This window comes from Bacillota bacterium (assembly GCA_040757085.1).
Taxonomy (GTDB): Bacteria; Bacillota; Sulfobacillia; order JACIYH01; family JACIYH01; genus JACIYH01.
The window spans coordinates 33,842-53,425 of sequence record JBFLXJ010000029.1 but is presented as its reverse complement, the minus strand read 5'-3'; the positions used below and the strand labels follow the sequence as shown (position 1 = coordinate 53,425).

Genomic DNA, 19,584 nt, shown 5'->3' with positions numbered 1-19,584 from the left:
GCTAGGAAACCCCCTCGGGAGCGATGAGTTTCTCCCACAATCTCACGTATTCTTCCCGGTCCGCCACCGGGGGTCGAAAGTCTGCCATGATCCGCGACGCCAACCCCCCATCCCCGGCCAAAAGGTCGACCACCGTCATGGCCATGGCCTGGGCGGGTATGACGTAGGCCATCTCCCCATCGACCACGCGGAAGTCGCGGGCGTGAGCCCGCCCGGCGATACCCCCTATGGAAGGATGGATGGCGGGAATGAGGTGGCTGACATCCCCCATATCCGTGGATCCGCTCATGTGCTCCTCGCACGTGATGTTCTCCGGGCCGATGAGCAAGCCCAGGTTTTCCGAGAATACCCGGGTGAGATTAGGGTCATTGCGCATGGGCAGGTACCCCGGGAGGTCCTCGATGTGCACCCGGGCGCCCACTGCCAGGGCACCTGCCCGAAGGGCCCGGTTAACCTTGCGGTTGGCGTCCGCCATGGCCTCGGTGGTGGCTGCCCTCACGTACGTTTCCAGGCGCACGTCAGCGGGTACGATGTTGACCAGGTCCCCGCCCCTGGTGAGGATGGGATGTACCCGCACGTGATCCTCGTCCCGGAATGTTTCCCGCTGGCAGTGAATCCCCATGATCCCGAGTATGGCCGCGTTGAGGGCATTCACGCCCTGGTGGGGAGCGCCCCCCGCGTGTGCCTCCTTTCCCTCGAAGCTGGCCAGCTTGCCGATGAAGCCGTTGCACGTCCCCCCTACCTTGGCTTTGCGCCCCGGGTTGTCCGAGTCGGCATGACAAAGCATGGCCAGGTCCACATCATCCAGCAGCCCCCGGGCGATGAGCTCTTGCTTGCCCCCCAGGAACGTGATCTTTCCTTCTTTGCGCAGGCGCTGGCGAAACTCTATCTCCACGTACTCCTCGGCGGGAACCGCCCAGAACACCACCCGACCGCAAAGGTGCGGGCGCAACTCGGGTATGCTCAGGCCGGCCGCCGCCGCCCACACAGCGGCCAGTTGCCCGTGGTGGCCACAGGCGTGTACGGCCCCGGTTTCGGGATCGGCAGCTGGGTGCTGGTAGCACACCACGGCGTCAAGTTCCCCCAGGATGGCCACCGTGGGGCCGGGGCGACCGAAATCCAGCACCGCCCGCACTCCCGTGATGCCGAGCCCCGTCTCGGGCCGCAGGCCCAGGGCCGCCAGCCTCTCGGCCATCAGGGCCGCCGTGCGGGTTTCTTTGAATCCCAGTTCGGGATGGCGGAACACTTCTTCGGCCAGGGCAATCACTTCCGGAGCCCGGGCCGCGATGGCCTGTCGCACCTGGTCCTTCAGGAAGGAGGTCACGGGGAGGTCCCTCCGGTCATACCCTGGAGCCTCTGGAGCAGTTCTCCCAGTTCCCCCACGGCCTGGCCGTAGCCGGCCCAGTCGCCCGCCCGGAGCCGTTCCTGAGCGGTGCGGTACAGTTGGTTGGCCCTCCTGATGAGGTCGGGTACCGTCTCCACCGCCGGGGGTCCGGTGGTGGGGCCGGTCGGCGGTGCGGTAACGCCCAGCGTCACCGCCCGCAGGGCGTCTTCCAGGGTGCGCTCCATCGCCACCACGTTGCCGTACCCCACGATCACGCGCTTAAGTTCGGGCAGCTTGGTCTCGGGAGATTGCAGGTAGAGCGGCTCCACGTAGAGGATGGATTCCTTGACCGGGATCACCAGCAGATTGCCCCGGAATACCAGTTCCTTGGCTCCCCACAGGGCCAGATCCTGGGATATGCGGGCGTCCTGGTCGATGCGGGCCTCGATCTGCATGGGTCCGAACACCAGCCGCTCCTTGGGGAACTTGTACACCAGGAGCTGACCGTAGTGGGGACCGTCGCAGCGGGCGGCCATCCAGGCGATCATGTTGCGCTTCTCGTTGGGGGTGTAAGGCAGAAGCAGGATGTACTCGGGACCCACTTTGGGGTCAAGCTCCATCATCAGGTAGTAAGGCTCCATTTCCACGGTCTGGGTCCCGAATATCTCCTGGGCGATGTTCCACAGGTCCTCCCGGTTGTAGAACACGAAGGGGTCCTGCATGTGGTAGGCAGCATACATCTTGGCCTGCCACCGGAAGAGATCGACCGGGTAACGCACGTGGGCCCTCAGCCCGGCCGGCATCTCTTCGGCGGGGCGGAACAGGCCGGGAAAGATGCGCCCGTACGTCTGCACGATGGGGTCAGCCGGGTCGAACATGTAGAAGGTGATGTCGCCGTTAAAGGCGTCCACCACCACCTTCACTGAGTTGCGCACGTAGTTGAAGCCCTCGGCCGAGCGCTGCGAGTAAGGGAAATTGTTGCTGGTGGTGTAGGCGTCCAGGATCCAGAAGATGCGTCCTTCGTGGAGCACCGGATAGGGATCGCGGTCCAGGCGCAAGAACGGCGCTATGCGATGGGTGCGCTGGGCAATGTTCCGGTAAAGCATCACCCGGCTCTCCGGGGTAATGGCACCTGAAAACAGCAACTGGTAGCTTTCCAGGCGCACGGCGAATGCCAGCCGGTTCAGCCAGTTACCGATGGGGATGCCGCCCCGGCCCTCGTAGGTGTACCATTCGTTGACGTCCCCGCGGGGATAGTCAAACTCCTTTTCGCGGGTATTCACCACCACCCACTGGTTGGTGAGTTCCCCGTAGTAGATGCGGGGCTCAGTCACCCGCACATCCGCGGTGGCTACGGGAGGGATATCCTTGATGAAGAACTCGGGCATCCCTTCCTGGGTGAAGCGGTTGGCCGGGCTCATCACCATCCCGTACCCGTGGGTGTACTTGAGCCGCTCGTTGATCCAGGTGCGCGCCTCGGCCGGCAGGTTGCCCAGGTTGAGTTCCCTCACCGCCACCAGCACCTGGCGATACCGACCGTCCACGGTGTAACGATCCACATCGGTATCGGGGAATGTGTAATACAGGCGGATCTCCTGCAATTGCCCGTAAGTCTGTTTGAGCGGCTGGTAGTCCCACAAGCGAATGTTCTCCACGACGCCCGGGGCTGCCATAAGTTCCTCATAGGTAAGGCTATCGCGGGGTGTGAAGGCTACCTCCCGAATCGCATCCAGGTTGTAGGCCAGGCGCGTATACCTGATATCGTTGCTAATGAAGGGTTTTTCCTTCTCGATTTCGTTGGGGTTCACCCTGAACTGCTGCACGGCCGCGGGGTAAATGGTACCGCCCACCAGCGAGAGGGCCGCGAGCAGCCCCAGGGCAGCCAGCAAGGGACGCAGGCTGCGCAGGCGGGCCGTGAACACCACCGCTGCCGCCACCACCACGGCCAGCCCGGTGAGCACATTGAGGGCCGGCAAGACGGCGTGCACGTCCGCGTACCCGGCGCCGAACACGGTTCCCCGCTCCGAAAAGAGCAGGCCGTAGCGGTCGAGCCAGTATCCCCAGGCCTTAAGCAGCAAATACCCCGCCACCAGCAAAGAGAGGTGCCACCTGGCCTGCCTGCCGATGGAGATACGGCCCGCTGCCCCCACCAGCCCCCCGGTCAGGAAATAGATGACTGCCGACCCCAGGACCGAGAGCACCAGCAGCGTCGATACCAGGGCGTACACCAGGCGGAAGAAAGGCAGGGAAAACACGTAGAACGCGGCGTCACGCCCGAAGAGGGGGTCGGTCAGCCCAAAGCCGACCTGGTTCAGGTAAGACAGGACCAGCGGCCATTGCCCGGACGAGGACAGCCCGGCGATGAATCCCACCCCGATGCTGGCCACCCACACCAGCATGCCGAATCCGGGAGGAAGGGGAGGTATTCCCCACGCCTCCTGCACCCCAAGGTGCCGCTGCCGCTGGGCCCAGTACAGGTTGCCTCCCAGGAAGAGGGCGTACAGCAGTCCCACCGCTGCCCCCACCCACAACCGGGACAGCCAGACGCGCCAGATTACCTGCACGTAGCCGAGGTGACGGAACCAGAGCCACTCCGTGTACACGTAGGCGCTGGCGACCGCCACCACCAGTAAGACGCCGAGTACGATCCCGAGTATCAGAAGAGAAAGCCGGGTGCGCTGCCTTATCGCCCACACCTCCTCGCCAGTTTAAGATATCCCTTCTCCGCCGGCCGTGGCCCGTCCTGCTTCCTTGAGCCTTTTCCACAGGGTGGTGCGGCTGATCCCCAGCCGGCGTGCCACTTCCGCCTTGCTACCTTTGATCCGCCGGGCCATCTCGTACATGATTTGGGCCTGCATGCTCTCCAGTGTACCTGGCACCACCTGGATGGGAGCGTGCACCGACTCCTCCTCCACCGCAGACAGGAAATCATCCAGGGCCATCTTCTCCCGCTCCTCGGGTGGGAACAGGGGTAGCCCCTTCCACAGCAACCAGTACCGGTGGGCGAAGTTGCGCAACTCGCGCACGTTCCCGGGCCAGTGGTAGCGGGCCAGACGCTCCCGGCCCGCGGGAGTGAGTGTCAGGGCTTGTCCGGCTAATTCCGCCCAAAAAGCTGCCAGGAGCGGTTCAAGATCCTCAGCCCGCTCGCGCAGAGGAGGTACGCGCAGTTGGAGCTCACCCAGCCGCCAGTACAGGTCTTCCCGGAACCTGCCCTCGTCCACGGCCTGCTTGAGCTTTCCCCGGGTGGTGGCCAGCACCCTGATGCCGCTCCCCTCCTGCTCGAGAAGGCCGAGCAGGGCGGCCTGCCATTCGGAGGGAAGTTCCTCAACCTGTTCCAGGACCAGGGTTCCCTGCAACCCGTTCCCTCTATCCATCGCTTTCCCCAATCTCTCCTTCAGGGAGTGAGGGCTACCCGCGCAGGAAACCACGACAAGTTGCTGATCGGCCAGGGGACCGTGGCGGTGTATGTACGTGCACATGAAACTCTTTCCCGCGCCCAGCTCCCCCCAAACCAGGGCCGGGCGGAGGCTGGTGGCGATCTGACGCGCCAGCGCCACCGCCCGGCTCATGGCCGGGCTGATGGCCACTACCTCTTCCCAGGGAGGCCGTCCCATCTCCTCCCCAGCGCGGACCTCGTGCGTTCCATCGCCGGCGCCTCTAACCGGACTCCCGGCCCCATCCCTCGCCCCGGCTGCGGGCCCGGAGCCGCAGGAAACGGTTCCCTGCGCATGGCTCATGGCTGCCAGCACGGCGCGGGCCCTCTTGAGGGCCTCCTCCAGGGCGGGCTTACCCGGTGTTACCGCCACCCCGGCCAGTCCCAGACCCGCGGCCAGGTTCACCGTGGTCTCGCCCCCCACCACCACGACTCCCCGGGGGGAAAGGCCTTCCAGGTGTTCCCTAACCTTACCCGCATCCCGCGGCAACGACAGGCACGTGACCGGTACCCCGGTGAGGCTTGAGAGCATGTCCCCATCGAGGCCGCTGCGGGAGTAATGTACCAGCACGATGGGACGCCCGGCCTGGCGGGCGCGCACCAGGGCTTCCAGCAGCTCGAAGGGGGTGGGTTCTACTTCCACCACCGGCAACAGTCCCACCTGGCGCAACCCCCGGGCCAGGGGAGGAGGGGCGACGATTACCATCGCCCCTTCCTCGAGCGCCCTGGCCACCACGCGCTCGGGGTGAAATTCCGCACCCGTATAGATCAGGGCATCTTCACCCGTCTCGGCGACCAGTTCCTGGGCCGCGGCCCGTAAACCGGGCGCAGGAAGAACCAGGGCCACCCGACCGGCCAATCTGGATCACCCCTTGTCACCGCCCAATCCCAGTTGCCTGGATATCACCAGGCGGAGCACCTCGGACGTGCCCTCGCCTATCTCCAGTACCTTGGCGTCGCGGAAGTACCTCTCCACCGGGTATTCCCTGGTGTAACCGTAGCCGCCGTGAATCTGCACCGCGTCCCGAGCGGCATCCATGGCCGTCTCAGAGGCGAACAACTTCGCCATGGCCGCTTCCTTTGTATGAGGAAGGCCCCGGTCTCGCAACCAGGCAGCCCGGTACACCGCCCAGCGGGCCAGTTCGATGCGCGTGGCCATGTCCGCCAGCCGGAAAGAGATGGCCTGGAAAGCGGCGATGGGCCGCCCGAACTGGTACCGCTCGCGGGCGTACCGGGAGGCAGCATCATAACAGGCCTGGGCCACTCCCACGGACATGGCGCCGATGGCGATGCGCCCCCCGTCCAGCACGGTCAGGAACTGAACCAGGCCGCGGCCCCGCTGTCCCAGCAGGTTTTCCTCGGGAACCCGGCATTCCTCGAAGATCAGTTCCGCCGTCTCCGAAGCGCGTACCCCCAGCTTATCGAAAATACTTCCCACCCGGAATCCAGGGGCCTCTCGCGGCACAATGATGGTGGAAATGCCGCGGTGCCCCGCTCCGGGGTCGGTCACTGCTGCCACCACCACTGCCCCGGCCCGCGCCCCGCTGGTGATGAACACCTTGCTGCCGTCGATGACCCACTCCCCGTCCTGGAGCCGGGCCCGGGTACGTACGGCCCCCGCATCCGAACCCGCCCCGGGCTCCGTGAGCCCGAACCCCAGCAACATCCTCCCCTGGGCGGCGGGGTAGAGCCACCGCTCCTTTTGAGCGGGATTTCCGAACAGGTGCAGGGCCCCGCAGCCCAGGGAGGTGTGCGCTGCCACCATCAGCGCCGTGGAGGCACACACCCGGGCCAGCTCCTCGACCAAAACGGCATAGCTCACGTAGTCCGCTCCCGCGCCCCCCTCTTCCTCGGGGATGGGAAGACCGAAGAATCCCAGCGCGGCCATCTTGTCGATGAGTTCCTGAGGGTAATGTCCGGTGCGGTCTCTCTCTGCGGCTCCCGGCGCCAGCTCCTTCTCCGCGAACTCGCGGGCCAGCTCCCTGATCTGCTTCTGCTCGGGCCCCAGTTCGAACTCCACCGTCCCCAGCCCCCCTTACAGCATGGGTATCCGGATCCCCTTCTTTCGCGCGGTCTCGATGGCCTTCTCGTACCCGGCATCGGCGTGGCGCACGATCCCGATACCGGGGTCGCTGTCCAAGACCCGTTCCAGTCGCCAGGCTGCCTCCTGCGTCCCCGTGGCTACCACCACCATGCCCGCGTGAATGGAATACCCGATTCCCACCCCTCCTCCGTGATGTACCGACACCCAGGAAGCCCCGTTCACCGCATTCAGGAGGGCATTGAGGATGGGCCAGTCGGCGATGGCATCCGACCCGTCCTTCATCCCCTCCGTCTCCCGGCGCGGCGAGGCCACCGAGCCCGTGTCCAGGTGGTCGCGACCGATGACGATGGGGGCGCTGATCTTCCCCTTCCGGATGAGGTCGTTGATGATGAGGCCGAAGTGGGCCCTCTCCCCGTACCCCAGCCAGCACACCCGTGCCGGCAGCCCCTGGAATGGCACCTGCTTTTGCGCCAGGCGGATCCAGCGCACCAGGGTCTGATTGCCGGCGAACTCCCGGCACACCACTTCGTCCGTAACGTATATGTCCTGGGGATCACCCGACAGCGCTACCCAGCGGAACGGTCCCCTCCCCTCGCAGAACATGGGCCGGATGTAGGCAGGCACAAAGCCGGGGTAGGAAAAGGCATCCTCCACTCCCGCCCGGTAAGCTCCCTGCCTGAGGTTATTGCCGTAATCGAAAGCGATGGCCCCCCGCTTCTTCATCTCCAGGATGGCCTGCACGTGCACCGCCATGCTCTCGTAGGCCCGCTTGACGTAGGCATCGGGGTCGCGGCGACGGAGTTCAGCCGCCTCCTCAACCGTCAGCCCGCGGGGGATGTATCCGCCCAGGGGGTCGTGGGCCGAGGTTTGGTCGGTCACCACGTCCGGGATCACGCCCCGCCGCACCATCTCCGGATAGATGTCAGCGGCGTTGCCAGGGACGGCAATAGAAAGGGCCTCTCCCTTCGCCTTCGCCTCCTCTGCCATACGGATGGCTTCGTCCAGGGTGGCCTGCCGCTGGCAGAACCCCATGCGCAAGCGACGTTCGATGCGGGCCGGGTCCACCTCCACGATGATGCCCACACCCTCGTTCATGGTGATGGCCAGGGGCTGGGCTCCCCCCATGCCCCCGAGCCCGGCGGTGAGTACCAGCCTCCCCTTCAGGGTGCCACCGAAATGCTGGCGGGAGAGTTCGGCCAGTGTCTCGTACGTGCCCTGGAGGATACCCTGGGTGCCGATGTATATCCAGGAGCCGGCCGTCATTTGCCCGAACATGGTCAGGCCCCGCTCTTCCAGGTCCCAGAAGTTCTCCCAGGTGGCCCAGGCCGGCACCAGCATGGCGTTGGAGATGAGCACCCGGGGAGCCAGGTGGTGAGTGCGGAATACCCCCACCGGCTTACCCGACTGCACCAGCAGGGTCTCGTCATCTCCCAGCTCACGCAAGCTGCGCACCAGCGCATGGAAACATTCCCAGTTGCGGGCCGCCTTCCCCGTCCCCCCGTACACGATGAGCTGGGAAGGCTTCTCCGCCACCTCGGGGTCCAGGTTGTTCATGAGCATGCGCAGGGCCGCTTCTTGCTGCCACCCCCGGCAGGACATCTCGAGCCCCCGCGGTGCACTCACAACGGGCGCTTGCACAGACACCTCGCGTCCCTCCCTTTGACTAACGGGTCTTCTCCGCCTGCACTACTAGGTAAAAACCGATGCGGAGGTACTTCTCCCAGGTCTGGCTCTCTGCCAGCAACTGAGGGGAAGGCACCGGTTCCACGATAGCCGTCACCTGCAACCCGGCCTCCCAGGTCGCATCAAGGTAATCCTGCAGGGGGCGGTGGAAATGGGGGGTGCTGGCGGGCAGGTTGGGATAAACCACCCAGTCCACCCGCTCCCGGTGGAAGTAACGATCCACCTTCCAGTGCAGCTTGTCATGGTCGCTGCCGGACACCCGCAGGCGATCCCTGGGCTCCCAGGAAGCCCCCGGGGTGAAGAAGCAGGGATGAGGCAGGCAGTACACCAGCCGTCCCTTCTTCTTGAGCACCCGGGCTGCCTCTCGGAGGGCAAGCTGGTGATCGATGCAATCGGACAACGAAAGGTAGGCAACCGCGGCGTCGAACGTTTCTTTGGCGAAGACGGCCAGGTCGGTGATATCCCCCTGGCAGTAAGTGATGCCCAGGGGGTGACGCTGTTCCTCCTCCTGGGCCAGCGAAATCATGACCGGAGAGATGTCCACTCCCACCACGCTGGCCTCCCGGCGGGCCATGACCCGGCTAAAATACCCCTCGCCGCAACCCAGATCCAGCACGCGGGCGCCCTTCAATCCCCCCAGCAACCTCAGCATGACCGGGTCCAGCAGGCACTCCCGGTCAGCATCCCGGCCGGATCGCACCCATTGCGCCCACTCCGGGGCGCACCGATCCCAGGCCTCGACCACCACGTCCGGGGATATCTGCCTGCCTTTGGGTCGGGGCGGGCGTGATACCGGCCTCTGCACGTCACGCACGTCGCCGGTCAAACCGTCCTCCTCCTGTCAGGGGAAAGTATTCTTTGGTTCGCGCCCGGAGCCCTTTCCCCCTGCAGGTAAATAATACCGCACCCGCGTCAAAATTCTATGCCGGCCCGTGCCGCCACCCCTTCCCGGTAGTGGTGCTTGATCTCCCGCACTTCGGAAACCATGTCTGCTCTGGCTATCAACTCGGGGGAAGCATACCGCCCCGTGAGCACTACGTCCACGTCCGGAGGGCGATCATCCAGCAGGTCAAGCACTTCTTTAATGGACAGCAATCCGAAGTCGACGGCCACGTTGACCTCGTCCAGCACGATCAGTTGATAACGGCCGGACAGCATGGCGCGCCTGGCCAGTTCCAGCCCCTGCCGGGCCAGTTCGCGGTCCTCCGGGGCGGGACGGGCACGGTCGACGAACTGGTCGCGGCCCGACTGCACCACCGTGAGCCATTCCCCCAGGAACTTGTGGGCCGCCTCTGCTTCTCCATATGTGCGCTCGGGTCCTTTCATGAACTGGACGACGTACACTGCCTCCCCGTGCCCGACGGCCCGCAGGGCCAGTCCAAAGGCAGCGGTGGTCTTTCCCTTGCCGTTGCCGGTGTACACCAGGACCAGCCCCCTGCCCCGAGAACGGATCTCCCGCTTGGGCTGGATCTGGGATCGCACCTCATCTTCCAGCTCTGCCCCCACCTCGACTTCCCTGCTCAACACAGCACCCCCCTCCCGGTCCCGGGGCTATTTTAGCCCAGCGAGGAAAGATCTGTCTATGCACCTGCGGCAGCTGGTGTGTGATAAGATTACCAGTGGTGGGAAGCGGATGGATTTCCCGGGTGCGGACGTGCTTGCCATATTCGCTGCCCTGGTGGCGACGGCGGTGCTGGTCTCCGTTGCCATCGGGTACCGCCGCCTCGCTCGGGAAACGAGAGGGCTTCCGCCCACGGTGAAGGGCAAGTCGTGGCAGGAACTGACCTGGGAGGAGAAGATGGCCTTCGTGGCGCGCAAGCGGCGCTGGGAACTGTTATTCGTGGCCGTCTCCAGCCTGGCCCTGCTGGCCGGCTTCCTCTGGGCGTACGTGGAGTCCGTATCAGGCGCCATCACCTGGCAGGAAAGCCTGCTCGTGTCTTCCGGGGTGGTGATCACGGTCGCCCTCTGCATCCTGGGCTCAGAACTCCTCTGGCGGCGGTGACCCGCTGCGCTGCGTGACCCTGACGCGCCGCGGCAAGCCCATAGCGACTCTCGACGTCCGCCGCATAGGATGATGCGGGTGAGCACGTGTTCCGACCCAGGAACTGGGTATTGGTCGCCGAATCACCGGAAATCCTGATCGACGTCGAGGCCCGCTTACTGACGTTTTTCCGGATGGGCAGGTTTTACAAGGTGTACCCGTGCGGGGTGGGGCGGCCTTCCACCCCCACCCCCCGAGGGCGATGGCACATTGTCGCCAAGATCCGCCATCCGGAATGGGAGGCACTGGGTACCCGCTGGATGGAATTGGACGTGCCCTGGGGGCGCTACGGCATCCACGGTACCAATGCGCCCTGGAGCATCGGCCACTGGGTGTCCAACGGTTGCATCCGCATGTACAACCAGGACGTCGAGGAGCTGTACGACCTGGCCCCCCTGGGCACGCCCGTACGCATCGTGGGCCGCTATCCCGGGGAACCAGTATCGCCAGCTCCCTGACGTAGGGGATGATCCCCTCGGCCGGGCGGCCGCTAGCCCGGAGGCGTGGGACGGGCGGGCTCCACCTTATACCATCCCCGCGCCTGCATAGCGTCGAAAAGGACCTTGGCCTGGTTGACCTGGTCGTCGTGCAGGGTCTCCATGGTCTGCCGCACGTTGTTGTTGGCAGACTCCAGAATGGCCTGGTGGTAGGTGCTGGACATGGATTTCACCGTAGCCAGCAGGTCCCCCACCATGTCCCGGTCGCTCATACCGCCAAAAGGCATTGCCATCCCCCTTTTCCCATCCTCTGGTCCCTGGCGTCTCTCCGCACGGCCTCACTCCCGGGTGCCCGGAGGATCCGGCCTGCCTCCCGCGCGGCCAATACCCCCGGGGCTGCTACGCGGGAGGCGTGAAACCGCTCTGCTGCAGCAGGTTGCTCAGGGTCTGCACGTGCCCCTGGCACTGCTGCCCCAGGTTCTGGACCACCTGCCGCAACTGAGGGTCCTGCAACTGGTTGGCAAAGGTGTTGCACTTGGTGAGGCACAGCCGCTCGTGTTTGAGCTGTTCCTCGATGTAGTGCTTTTCCAGGGCACTCAACTGGGAGCCCCGCATCTGGGCGGTCACCCTACCACACCCCCTTCTGCTCGGCAAACCACCTCCCGGATATCCCGGGAGCAGCGTCCCCCTCGGCCCTTCTGCCAGTAGTGTCACCAGCCCGGTGGCATTTATCCACCGTGCGGAAGGGGAACGCCCCGGGATCCAGCACTACGCGCCGGTGGCCAGGGCGGCGGCTGCCTCCAGGGCCAGCAAATAACCGTGCACCCCCAGCCCCGCGATTACGCCGCGGCAGGCCGGAGCAGTCACCAGGGTGTGCCGAAAGGGCTCTCGCGCCCAGACGTTGCTCAGGTGCACCTCTACGCAGGGGATAGTGATAGCCCGGATGGCATCGGCGATGGCCAGGCTGTAGTGAGCGTAAGCGCCCGGGTTGATCACCAGCGCCTGTGCCTCGCGGCCAGCCCGGTGGATGGCGCTCACCAGCTCTCCTTCCCCATCGTACTGTGCACACCAAACCTCCACGCCCAGTTCGTGCCCCCGTTCCCGGAGCCGGCGGTCGATTTCCTCCAGGCCAGTGGTACCGTAAACGGTTGGCTCTCTCTTCCCCAGCTCCCCCAGGTTGGGCCCGTGCAACACCCAGATCCGCACGCTTTACCCCTCCATCTGCCGCAGGACTTCCCGCACCCGGTCCGGGTCCACCGCCACTCCCCAGCACACGTCCCCGGGGGCTCGGGGTAACACGAACCTCAACTGACCCTGCCGCACCTTCTTGTCCCACCACATGCGGCGTCCCACCCGATGAGCCAGCCCCACGGGCAGCCTCACCGGCAGCCCCAGCCGTACCAGGAGCGTCCGCACCCGCTCGGCCAGTCCATCCGCACCGGCCAATTCGCAGGCGGCCACCAGACCCACCGCCACCGCCCGGCCGTGGTCCCACCCCGTCTCCCGCTCCAGGGCGTGTCCCACCGTGTGCCCCAGGTTGAGGATCTGGCGGGGGCCCCGTTCCTGATCGTCCCGCTCCACCACGGCCGCCTTCACGGACAGGCAGCGGCGCACCACTTCCCCGAGGACGCTGGGATCTGCCCCCATCAGGGCGTCTGCCTCCTCCTCCAGCAGACGCAGGAACCCCTCGCCCTCGATGAGGGCGCATTTCACCACCTCGGCCAGGCCGGACCGGATTTGCTCCCGGGGCAGGCTGCCCAGCACCTCCACGTCCACATGGATGCTCCGGGGTTGCCAGAAGGCACCCGCCAGGTTCTTGCCCTCGGGCAGGTCGATCGCCACCTTGCCTCCCAGCGACGCGTCCACCTGGGCGAGCAGGGTGGTGGGTATCACCACCCAGGATATCCCCCGCAAATAGGTAGCGGCAGCCAGGCCTGCCAGGTCGCTCACGGCCCCTCCCCCGAGCGCCACCACGAGGGCCTCCCTGTCCACCCGCAACCGGGCCCAGGCTCGCCACAGGTGCCACAACCAGCGGGGTCGCTTGGCCTCTTCCCCGTCGGGGACCAGGCTTACCTGCACCGGCCAACCCGCCTCGCGCCACCTAGCCACCAGGCCACCGCCGTACAGGCAATACGGTACGGGGGAACTGACCACCAGGAGTGCAGAGACCCGGTCGACGGGGATCTCAAGCGAAGCACTCCGCACTGCCCCCGGCTCTCCCCGTACCAGGCAGTCGGTCCTGCCCAGCCGAAGTATCATCTCCCACCTGCCGTGGCACGCCGCCGTCCTGGCAGGATTCCGGAGGGCGAGCAGCACCCGGAGCGCCGCCTCGTCGGGCGTCAGCCCGGAGACGTCCACGGAGGGGCCCAGGCCAGCCGCCGCCTGCATGCGTTCCCCCAAGGCCTGCCGGGCCTTGTCCGCGAAGGCGGCGTCCGCGGGACGGGGCAACCCCGGGCGGGGCGACCGCCCGATCCTGTCCACCAGGAGATCGGGGTCGGCCACCAGGGATACCACCTTACCCGACTGCGTCAACCATTCCCGGATGTCCGGGTCGAGCACCGCGCCACCCCCCAGGGCCACAACCGCGCTCCCCAGCTGGGTGATCAGCCGGACGGTCTCCTTTTCCCGGCGCCGGAACCCCTGCTCGCCCTCGCGGGAGAAGATCCTCGGGATGGGCACCCCCGCCCGAGCAGCGATCAACTCGTCGGCATCCAGGAAGGCCAGGTTGAGCCGGGATGCCAGCAGCCTGCCGATGGTGGTCTTGCCCACACCGGTGGGACCCACTAGGTAGACCTTCATCTCCCCATACCCGCCTTTATGTCCTGCAGCCGGTCTCCTCCGTAACGCTCCAGGAGGGCCCGGGCCAGTTCCCAGGCCACCGCGGCTTCGGCCACCACCGCAGCAGCAGGCACAGCACACACGTCGGCCCGCTGGGCAGGCGCGCGCGTTGCTTCCCCCGTCACCAGGTCAACCGAGGGCAACCCCCCGGGGAGGGTGGGTATGGGCTTCATTGCCGCGCGCAACAAGAGCGGCTGACCGGTGGTCACCCCGCCCTCCAGCCCACCCGCCCGGTTGGTGGGGCGGACGAATCCCGGCAGGATGGAGTCGTGGGCCCGCGACCCGGGCAGGGAGGCACCCGCAAACCCCAGGCCGATTTCCACCCCCTTGATGGCGGGAACGGACATCACCGCCGCCGCCAGACGGCCGTCCAGGCGCCTGTCCCTCTGGGCGTAGGTGCCCAGTCCGGGAGGCACCCCGGTGGCCACCACCACAAAGGTACCGCCCAGGGTGTCGCCGGCGCGAGCCGCGCGGGCAATCTCCTCCTGCATGGCGGAACTGGCCCCCTCCCAGGGGCAACGGACGGGAGACGCCTCGGCCCTGGCAGCCAGATCGTCCCAACCCACCTGGCCCCCGGCAGTGAGATCGGGCCCGCCGGCAGGCAGATCCTCTGCGAGTTCGTTGGCACCGACCCCGGGGGCAGTAACCGCGCCGATGCTGGTGACCAGACTGAACACGCGCACCCCCACCTCCTCCAGTAACCTCCTGGCCACTGCCCCCGCCGCGCAGCGGGCGGACGTCTCGCGGGCGCTGGCCCGTTCCTGTACGGGGAAGAGGTCCGGAGGGGAATACTTGAGAAACCCGGCCAGGTCGGCGTGGCCGGGACGGGGGATCCGGTAGACCTCGGGCCCCGCCACCCGGGGACCCACCCGGTTGGGGATGATGATTCCCAGGGGTGCCCCCGTTGTCACCCCCCGGTAGAGACCACCCCAGATCTGCACCTTTTCTGTTTCCTGGCTCATCCGGCCAGATCGGCCGTAACCCGCCCGCCGGCGGGCCAGGTCCCGCTCGATGTGGGCGGGTTCCAGCGGTACCCCGGCCGGAACACCATCCACTATGACCACCAAACCCGGGCCGTGGGAATCCCCGGCCGTCAGATAACGCAACGCGAGGTCCCTCCTTGCTCCGCTCCGGTAAGGGCATGGCGCATCGCTTCCACGGGGGCGAGCTGCCCGGTCCACCTCTGGAAGGCCAGCACCCCCTGCCAGAGGAGCACAGCCAGACCCGTCACAACCCTGGCCCCCTGCTCCCGTGCCCGGGTTACAAACTCCGTCTCCACCGGGTGGTACACCAGGTCGCAGGCCACGCACCCCGGTGACAGCACCGTGCCGGGGGGCAGGGGGCTTTCCCCCCGCCGGTCCCCCATCCCCAGGGGAGTAGCGTTCACCACCACCGCGGCCCGCGCCAGCACGCCGGGAAGGGAGCCATCCCCCCAGGGCAGGTACTGCCCCCGTACCCGGTCGGCCAGGCATATGCCTCGACGCGCGTCGCGGTTCACCACCACGACGCGAAGGCCCATCTCCGCCAGGCAGAAGGCGGCGGCGGCCGCAGCCCCCCCGGCCCCGAAGACCACTCCCGGGCGGCTCCCGGCCGCCAGTTCGCCGGGGTCGGCCACCTCCGCCAGAGCCCGCCCCAGCCCGGGCCAGTCGGTATTGTCGGCTTCCCACTCCGTGTCCCCCAGGCGGGTGAGGGTATTCGCCGCCCCCACCGCCCGGGCCCGGGGGGTGATGCAGGTAGCGTGGGCGAGGGCCTCGTGCTTGAGGGGCATGGTGATGTTGACTCCCACCGCTCCTTCTTCCGCAAGGCGAGCCAGGGCCTCCCCCACCTGCCCGGGGAGAACCGGGATGGCCCGGTAGGTCCAGTCCAGGCCCAGGGCAGAGAAGGCCGCCCGGAACATGGCCGGGGAGAGGCTGTGGGATACGGGGTATCCGATGAGAAAGCAACTACGCCCGGGGTTCATATCCGTCACCGTCTCCGCGGGATTCTTCCGCCTCAATGGTGGCGCCCAGGGCCCGCAGGTCGGCGAAGAAGCCGGGGTAGGAAACGGCCACCGCCTCTGCCCCCGCCACCTCGACCGGACCCTCGGAGGCCAGTGCTGCCACCGCCCAGGCCATGGCCAGCCGGTGATCACCCCAGGACGAGACGCTGCCCCCGTGCAGGCGGCAGGGCCCCTCGATGATCCAGCCGTCCGGAGTCTCCGCGATGCGGGCCCCCAGCCGGGAAAGCTCCCCCGCCACCGCCGCCAGGCGGTCGCTCTCCTTCACCCGCAGTTCGGAGGCGCCCCGAACCCGGGTGACGCCGCTGGCGGCGCAGGCGGCCACCGCCAGCACGGGCAGTTCGTCGATGAGGGACGGAATTTCCTCCGGCCCGATCTCGGTGGCCTGCAGCCGGGCGCTGAGTACCTCCAGGTCACCCACGGGTTCGCCCCCGGCCCCTGCGCCGTCTCCCGGCACCACCCGCAGGCGGGCACCCATGCGGGCCAGCACCCGCAAAAAGCCGGTGCGGTGGGGATTCAGCCCCACCCGCCGCAGGACCACGCGACTGCCCGGCACCAGGCAGGATGCCACCACCAGGAATGCCGCCGCGGAGGGATCCCCGGGCACGTGCACCTCAAAGCGACGCAAACGGCAGGGACCCCGCACGCCCACCGCCCTACCCTTGCTGCTCACGGTGACTCCCGCCAGGGGCAGCATGCGTTCAGTATGGTCGCGGGTGCGCAGGGGCTCCTCCACCCAGGTTTCCCCATCGGCCAGCAGGCCCGCCAGCAAGAGGCAGGATTTCACCTGGGCGCTGGCCACGGGGAGGGTGAACTCCCTTCCCGTGAGGGCCCGGCCTCGAATGGCCAGGGGAGCCAGATTACCCTCCTGCCGCCCGTCGATGTCTGCCCCCATGCTGCGCAGGGGATGCACCACCCGCCCCATGGGGCGGCGCCGCAGGGAATCATCTCCATCCAGCACCCGGAATCCCGGCACGCCCGCCAGCACGCCCGCGAGAAGACGCATGCTGGTGCCCGAGTTCCCCAGGTCCACTACCCCGGCCGGTTCCCGCCAGGCCACACCGGTTCCCCTGACGGTGAGGCTGTCCCCGCGCCGCTCGATTTCCACCCCCATAGCCTGCAGGGCGGACACGGTCCGGCCGCAGTCATCGCTGGGCGAGAATCCTCCGATGGAAGACGTCCCGTCCGCCATGGCCGCCAGGATGGCGGCGCGGTGGGAAATGGATTTGTCGCCGGGGAGTTCCAGGGTTCCCTGCAGGCCAACCCCGGCCGGATATACCGTAACCTGGCTCACGTTGATCCCTCCCCACCCTTCGGCCGGCAGTCCCGGGTCCGGGGCAGCCCGTGTCGCTCATATTCCGGACGCTGCCGGTCTATCTGGTCGCGCACGGCCCGGCCTTCTTCCAGCAGACGGGCCAGTCCACCCGGTTCTTCCCGGACGACCCCGAGGATCATCTGCAGCTCGGCCAGCACCATCCGGGCGACCTCGCCCAGGGCCGGATTGCGCACCAGGATGTCGGCCCACAGGTCGGGGGGCGACAGGGCCACCCGGGTGGTATCTCGGAACCCGGAGGAAACCAGGGCGGTGGCGGGCACTCCCCCTGCCTGCACTGCCCCCACCACCCGGGTCATGGCCACCGCCACCAGGTAGGGCAGGTGGCTGGAAGCTGCCACCAGGCGGTCGTGATCATCAGGCCCAACACGCACGGGTCGCGCCCCCATGGCCCGTACCAGGACGGCCAGTGCCTGCCAGGCGGGCTCCGCCCTCCCGGAGGGCAAGGGATCGCACAACACGTAGGGAGCCCCCCGGAAGAGATCGGGGCAGGCGGCATCGAGGCCAGACCTTTCCTTTCCCGCCAGGGGGTGTCCGGGAACGTAGCTCACTCCTCTTCCCTCCAACAGGGGTGCTACCTCTGCGACCACCGCTTCCTTGACGCTGCATACGTCGGTGAGGATGGACCCAGCCTTCATGTAGTCGAGGCAGGACCTGGCCATCTCGCCTGCAACCCCGGGGGGCACCGCCAGCACCACCAGGTCACAATGCCCCAGCCAGGGACCGGGTGCCTCCCAGGCGGCATCGACGAGCCCCCGGGCCAGGGCGCCCGCCCTCGCTTCCGGGGCCCGATCGCAACCGTGCAGGGTCCCCACTAGTGGGCGGGCCGCCCCCGCCCACGACCCTCCCATCAGGCCCAGACCGACCACCCCGACGGGCCGCCCCTTCCAGCTAAAGTGAGGATCACCGCCGCCCATCATCCGGCCGCCTCCTGGCAGGCAACGTCAACGCAGGGTGTCGCCAGGCTGCGCCCCAGTGCCCCGGCCACTGCCCGGCACTCTTCCACCAGGCGGTCGAATTGGTCCGGCGTGAGAGACTGGGCACCATCGGAGCGAGCCGCGGCCGGAGAACCGTGCACCTCCACCAGCAACCCGTCGGCCCCGGCGGCCACGGCTGCCCGGGCCATGGGGATCACCAGATCGGCCCGGCCCGTCCCGTGGCTGGGGTCAACCCACACCGGCAGGTGAGAAAGGGATTTCACCACCGGTACCGCGCTCAGATCCAGGGTGTTACGGGTGAACCCTTCGAAAGTCCGGATCCCCCGCTCGCACAGGATCACGTTGGGGTTCCCCTCCGCCAGGATGTACTCGGCCGCCAGCAACCACTCTTCCACGGTGGCCATCATCCCCCGCTTGAGCAACACGGGGCGGGAGGTTCTGCCCGCCGCCTTCAGGAGCGGGTAGTTGAACATGTTGCGGGTGCCGATTTGCAGCATATCCGCGTAAGCCGCCACCAGGGGGACCTGTTCGGGAGCCATGACCTCGGTCACAATGGCCAGGCCGGTCTCCTCCCGGGCACGGGCCAGCATGAGCAATCCCTCCCGCCCCAGGCCCTGGAAGCTGTACGGAGAGGTGCGAGGCTTGAACACCCCTCCCCGCAGCATAACTGCCCCTGAGCGCCTCACGGCCCGGGCCGTCTCCAGCAGGCCCTGCTCATCCTCCACCGCGCAGGGTCCCGCCGCCAGGACGATCTCCTTTCCTCCCACGGTGACGCTGCCGCCGTTCCAGCGTACCGTGACCCGCGTCCCCCCCGGCTGGGCCTCGCGATGAGCCAGCCGGTAGGGTTTCATCACCCTCACCACCCGCTCGACGCCCGGCAGGGCACCCAGATCTTCGGGGTCGATGTCTGCAGTGTTCCCTACCACCCCGATGACGGTGCACTTTTCCCCCCGGGAAACGTGCGCTTCCAGGCCCCGGCTGCGTACCTCTCCGACCACTCTGTCCGTCTGCTCCGCCGTAGCAGAGGGTAGCATGACTACGATCACCGTTCCTCCTCCTCCCCACAGACCAGGTCCGGGCGCAGCCGGACTGCCTCTCCCAGATAGATGTGGCGGACGTCGCCCTGGGAACGGTCGGTGTTCCACAAGAGCAGCACCCGCAGGCAGCGGGGCAGGTCATCGGCACGGGCGGGCTGGCTCAACTCAAAGAGGGGAACATGATCCCACCCCATCTCGCGGGCTGCCTGTGCTGCCCGCAACCCGGCCAGTTCCGGGGGAAGGCTGAACAGCGCGGCTGCCAGATCCTCCAACAGGATTCCGTTCGCGTCCACCAGGGCCCGCAGCAGTTCCTGCACTGCCGCGCGTCCCCCTCCGGCATCGTCCGGGATCAAAATAGCTCCTCGCACCCCACGCAACAAAACGCCTCGCCTCCGCAAGAGAACACCTCCCCGCGGCGCACGGAGGGCCAGATAACACAAAACACCCCGTAGGGGGTGCGATGCGCACTGCCGCCGGCCC

At 67.2% G+C, this 19,584-nt stretch carries 19 protein-coding genes; 2 read left to right on the top strand and 17 right to left on the bottom strand.

Annotated features, from left to right (window positions below):
* Position 1 precedes the first annotated feature (1 nt).
* The 7 genes from AB1446_11325 to cobO all read right to left on the bottom strand — a co-directional run bounded on the left by AB1446_11325 (position 2) and on the right by cobO (position 9,936).
* Entirely contained in the window at positions 2–1,324 is a 1,323-nt protein-coding gene (locus AB1446_11325; protein ID MEW6547484.1) for an amidohydrolase, read from the bottom strand.
* The gene (locus AB1446_11320) at positions 1,321–4,020 is read right to left on the bottom strand and encodes a UPF0182 family protein (GenBank protein ID MEW6547483.1); all 2,700 of its coding nucleotides are present in this window, start codon (positions 4,018–4,020) and stop codon (positions 1,321–1,323) included. Before AB1446_11320 ends, AB1446_11325 begins: the two co-directional genes overlap by 4 nt.
* 12 nt (positions 4,021–4,032) lie before the next feature.
* A complete protein-coding gene (locus AB1446_11315; GenBank protein MEW6547482.1) occupies positions 4,033–5,616 on the bottom strand; it encodes a sigma 54-interacting transcriptional regulator in 1,584 nt (527 codons plus the stop codon).
* Between the two features lie 6 nt (positions 5,617–5,622).
* A complete protein-coding gene (locus tag AB1446_11310) occupies positions 5,623–6,777 on the bottom strand; it encodes an acyl-CoA dehydrogenase family protein (protein MEW6547481.1) in 1,155 nt (384 codons plus the stop codon).
* Between the two features lie 15 nt (positions 6,778–6,792).
* Positions 6,793–8,439: a urocanate hydratase gene (hutU, locus tag AB1446_11305; GenBank protein ID MEW6547480.1), complete on the bottom strand. Its 1,647-nt coding sequence runs from the start codon at positions 8,437–8,439 to the stop codon at positions 6,793–6,795.
* Between the two features lie 25 nt (positions 8,440–8,464).
* Positions 8,465–9,310: a class I SAM-dependent methyltransferase gene (locus AB1446_11300; protein MEW6547479.1), complete on the bottom strand. Its 846-nt coding sequence runs from the start codon at positions 9,308–9,310 to the stop codon at positions 8,465–8,467.
* A gap of 86 nt (positions 9,311–9,396) precedes the next feature.
* Entirely contained in the window at positions 9,397–9,936 is a 540-nt protein-coding gene (cobO, locus tag AB1446_11295; GenBank protein ID MEW6547478.1) for a cob(I)yrinic acid a,c-diamide adenosyltransferase, read from the bottom strand.
* Between the two features lie 181 nt (positions 9,937–10,117).
* Here cobO and AB1446_11290 point away from each other — a divergent pair, with 181 nt between their 5' ends.
* Together AB1446_11290 and AB1446_11285 are read left to right on the top strand one after the other, a co-directional pair.
* A complete protein-coding gene (locus AB1446_11290; GenBank protein MEW6547477.1) occupies positions 10,118–10,486 on the top strand; it encodes a hypothetical protein in 369 nt (122 codons plus the stop codon).
* An 86-nt stretch (positions 10,487–10,572) separates the two neighbouring features.
* The gene (locus tag AB1446_11285) at positions 10,573–10,983 is read left to right on the top strand and encodes a L,D-transpeptidase (GenBank protein MEW6547476.1); all 411 of its coding nucleotides are present in this window, start codon (positions 10,573–10,575) and stop codon (positions 10,981–10,983) included.
* 32 nt (positions 10,984–11,015) lie between these two features.
* Here the strand turns inward: AB1446_11285 and AB1446_11280 are convergent, their stop codons facing one another.
* The 10 genes from AB1446_11280 to AB1446_11235 form a co-directional block, all read right to left on the bottom strand.
* Entirely contained in the window at positions 11,016–11,249 is a 234-nt protein-coding gene (locus AB1446_11280; GenBank protein MEW6547475.1) for a spore coat protein, read from the bottom strand.
* A 112-nt stretch (positions 11,250–11,361) separates the two neighbouring features.
* A complete protein-coding gene (locus AB1446_11275; protein MEW6547474.1) occupies positions 11,362–11,589 on the bottom strand; it encodes a spore coat protein in 228 nt (75 codons plus the stop codon).
* 141 nt (positions 11,590–11,730) lie between these two features.
* On the bottom strand, positions 11,731–12,168 hold the full coding sequence (aroQ, locus tag AB1446_11270) for a type II 3-dehydroquinate dehydratase (GenBank protein MEW6547473.1): 438 nt from the start codon (positions 12,166–12,168) through the stop codon (positions 11,731–11,733).
* A gap of 3 nt (positions 12,169–12,171) precedes the next feature.
* Entirely contained in the window at positions 12,172–13,761 is a 1,590-nt protein-coding gene (locus tag AB1446_11265; GenBank protein MEW6547472.1) for a bifunctional shikimate kinase/3-dehydroquinate synthase, read from the bottom strand.
* A complete protein-coding gene (gene aroC / locus AB1446_11260; GenBank protein MEW6547471.1) occupies positions 13,758–14,906 on the bottom strand; it encodes a chorismate synthase in 1,149 nt (382 codons plus the stop codon). The genes AB1446_11265 and aroC overlap by 4 nt, the downstream gene beginning before the upstream one ends.
* Positions 14,894–15,760, bottom strand: coding sequence for a shikimate dehydrogenase (locus AB1446_11255; GenBank protein ID MEW6547470.1), 867 nt, complete (start codon positions 15,758–15,760; stop codon positions 14,894–14,896). The genes aroC and AB1446_11255 overlap by 13 nt, the downstream gene beginning before the upstream one ends.
* On the bottom strand, positions 15,744–17,090 hold the full coding sequence (gene aroA / locus AB1446_11250) for a 3-phosphoshikimate 1-carboxyvinyltransferase (protein ID MEW6547469.1): 1,347 nt from the start codon (positions 17,088–17,090) through the stop codon (positions 15,744–15,746). Before aroA ends, AB1446_11255 begins: the two co-directional genes overlap by 17 nt.
* A complete protein-coding gene (locus tag AB1446_11245; GenBank protein ID MEW6547468.1) occupies positions 17,087–18,049 on the bottom strand; it encodes a prephenate dehydrogenase/arogenate dehydrogenase family protein in 963 nt (320 codons plus the stop codon). Before AB1446_11245 ends, aroA begins: the two co-directional genes overlap by 4 nt.
* On the bottom strand, positions 18,046–19,113 hold the full coding sequence (gene aroF / locus AB1446_11240) for a 3-deoxy-7-phosphoheptulonate synthase (GenBank protein MEW6547467.1): 1,068 nt from the start codon (positions 19,111–19,113) through the stop codon (positions 18,046–18,048). The genes AB1446_11245 and aroF overlap by 4 nt, the downstream gene beginning before the upstream one ends.
* Positions 19,110–19,502 carry a chorismate mutase gene (locus tag AB1446_11235; GenBank protein MEW6547466.1) on the bottom strand — a complete coding sequence of 131 codons (393 nt, stop codon included), beginning with the start codon at positions 19,500–19,502 and terminating at the stop codon, positions 19,110–19,112. The genes aroF and AB1446_11235 overlap by 4 nt, the downstream gene beginning before the upstream one ends.
* Between the last annotated feature and the right edge of the window lie 82 nt (positions 19,503–19,584).

Excerpts from the sequence above, each read along its gene's own strand:
- AB1446_11290 (MEW6547477.1), top strand. The coding sequence starts at position 10,118 with ATGGATTTCCCGGGTGCGGACGTGCTTGCCATATTCGCTGCCCTGGTG.
- AB1446_11280 (MEW6547475.1), bottom strand. The coding sequence starts at position 11,249 with ATGCCTTTTGGCGGTATGAGCGACCGGGACATGGTGGGGGACCTGCTG.
- AB1446_11265 (MEW6547472.1), bottom strand. The coding sequence starts at position 13,761 with ATGAAGGTCTACCTAGTGGGTCCCACCGGTGTGGGCAAGACCACCATC.
- AB1446_11255 (MEW6547470.1), bottom strand. The coding sequence starts at position 15,760 with ATGAACCCCGGGCGTAGTTGCTTTCTCATCGGATACCCCGTATCCCAC.
- AB1446_11245 (MEW6547468.1), bottom strand. The coding sequence starts at position 18,049 with ATGATGGGCGGCGGTGATCCTCACTTTAGCTGGAAGGGGCGGCCCGTC.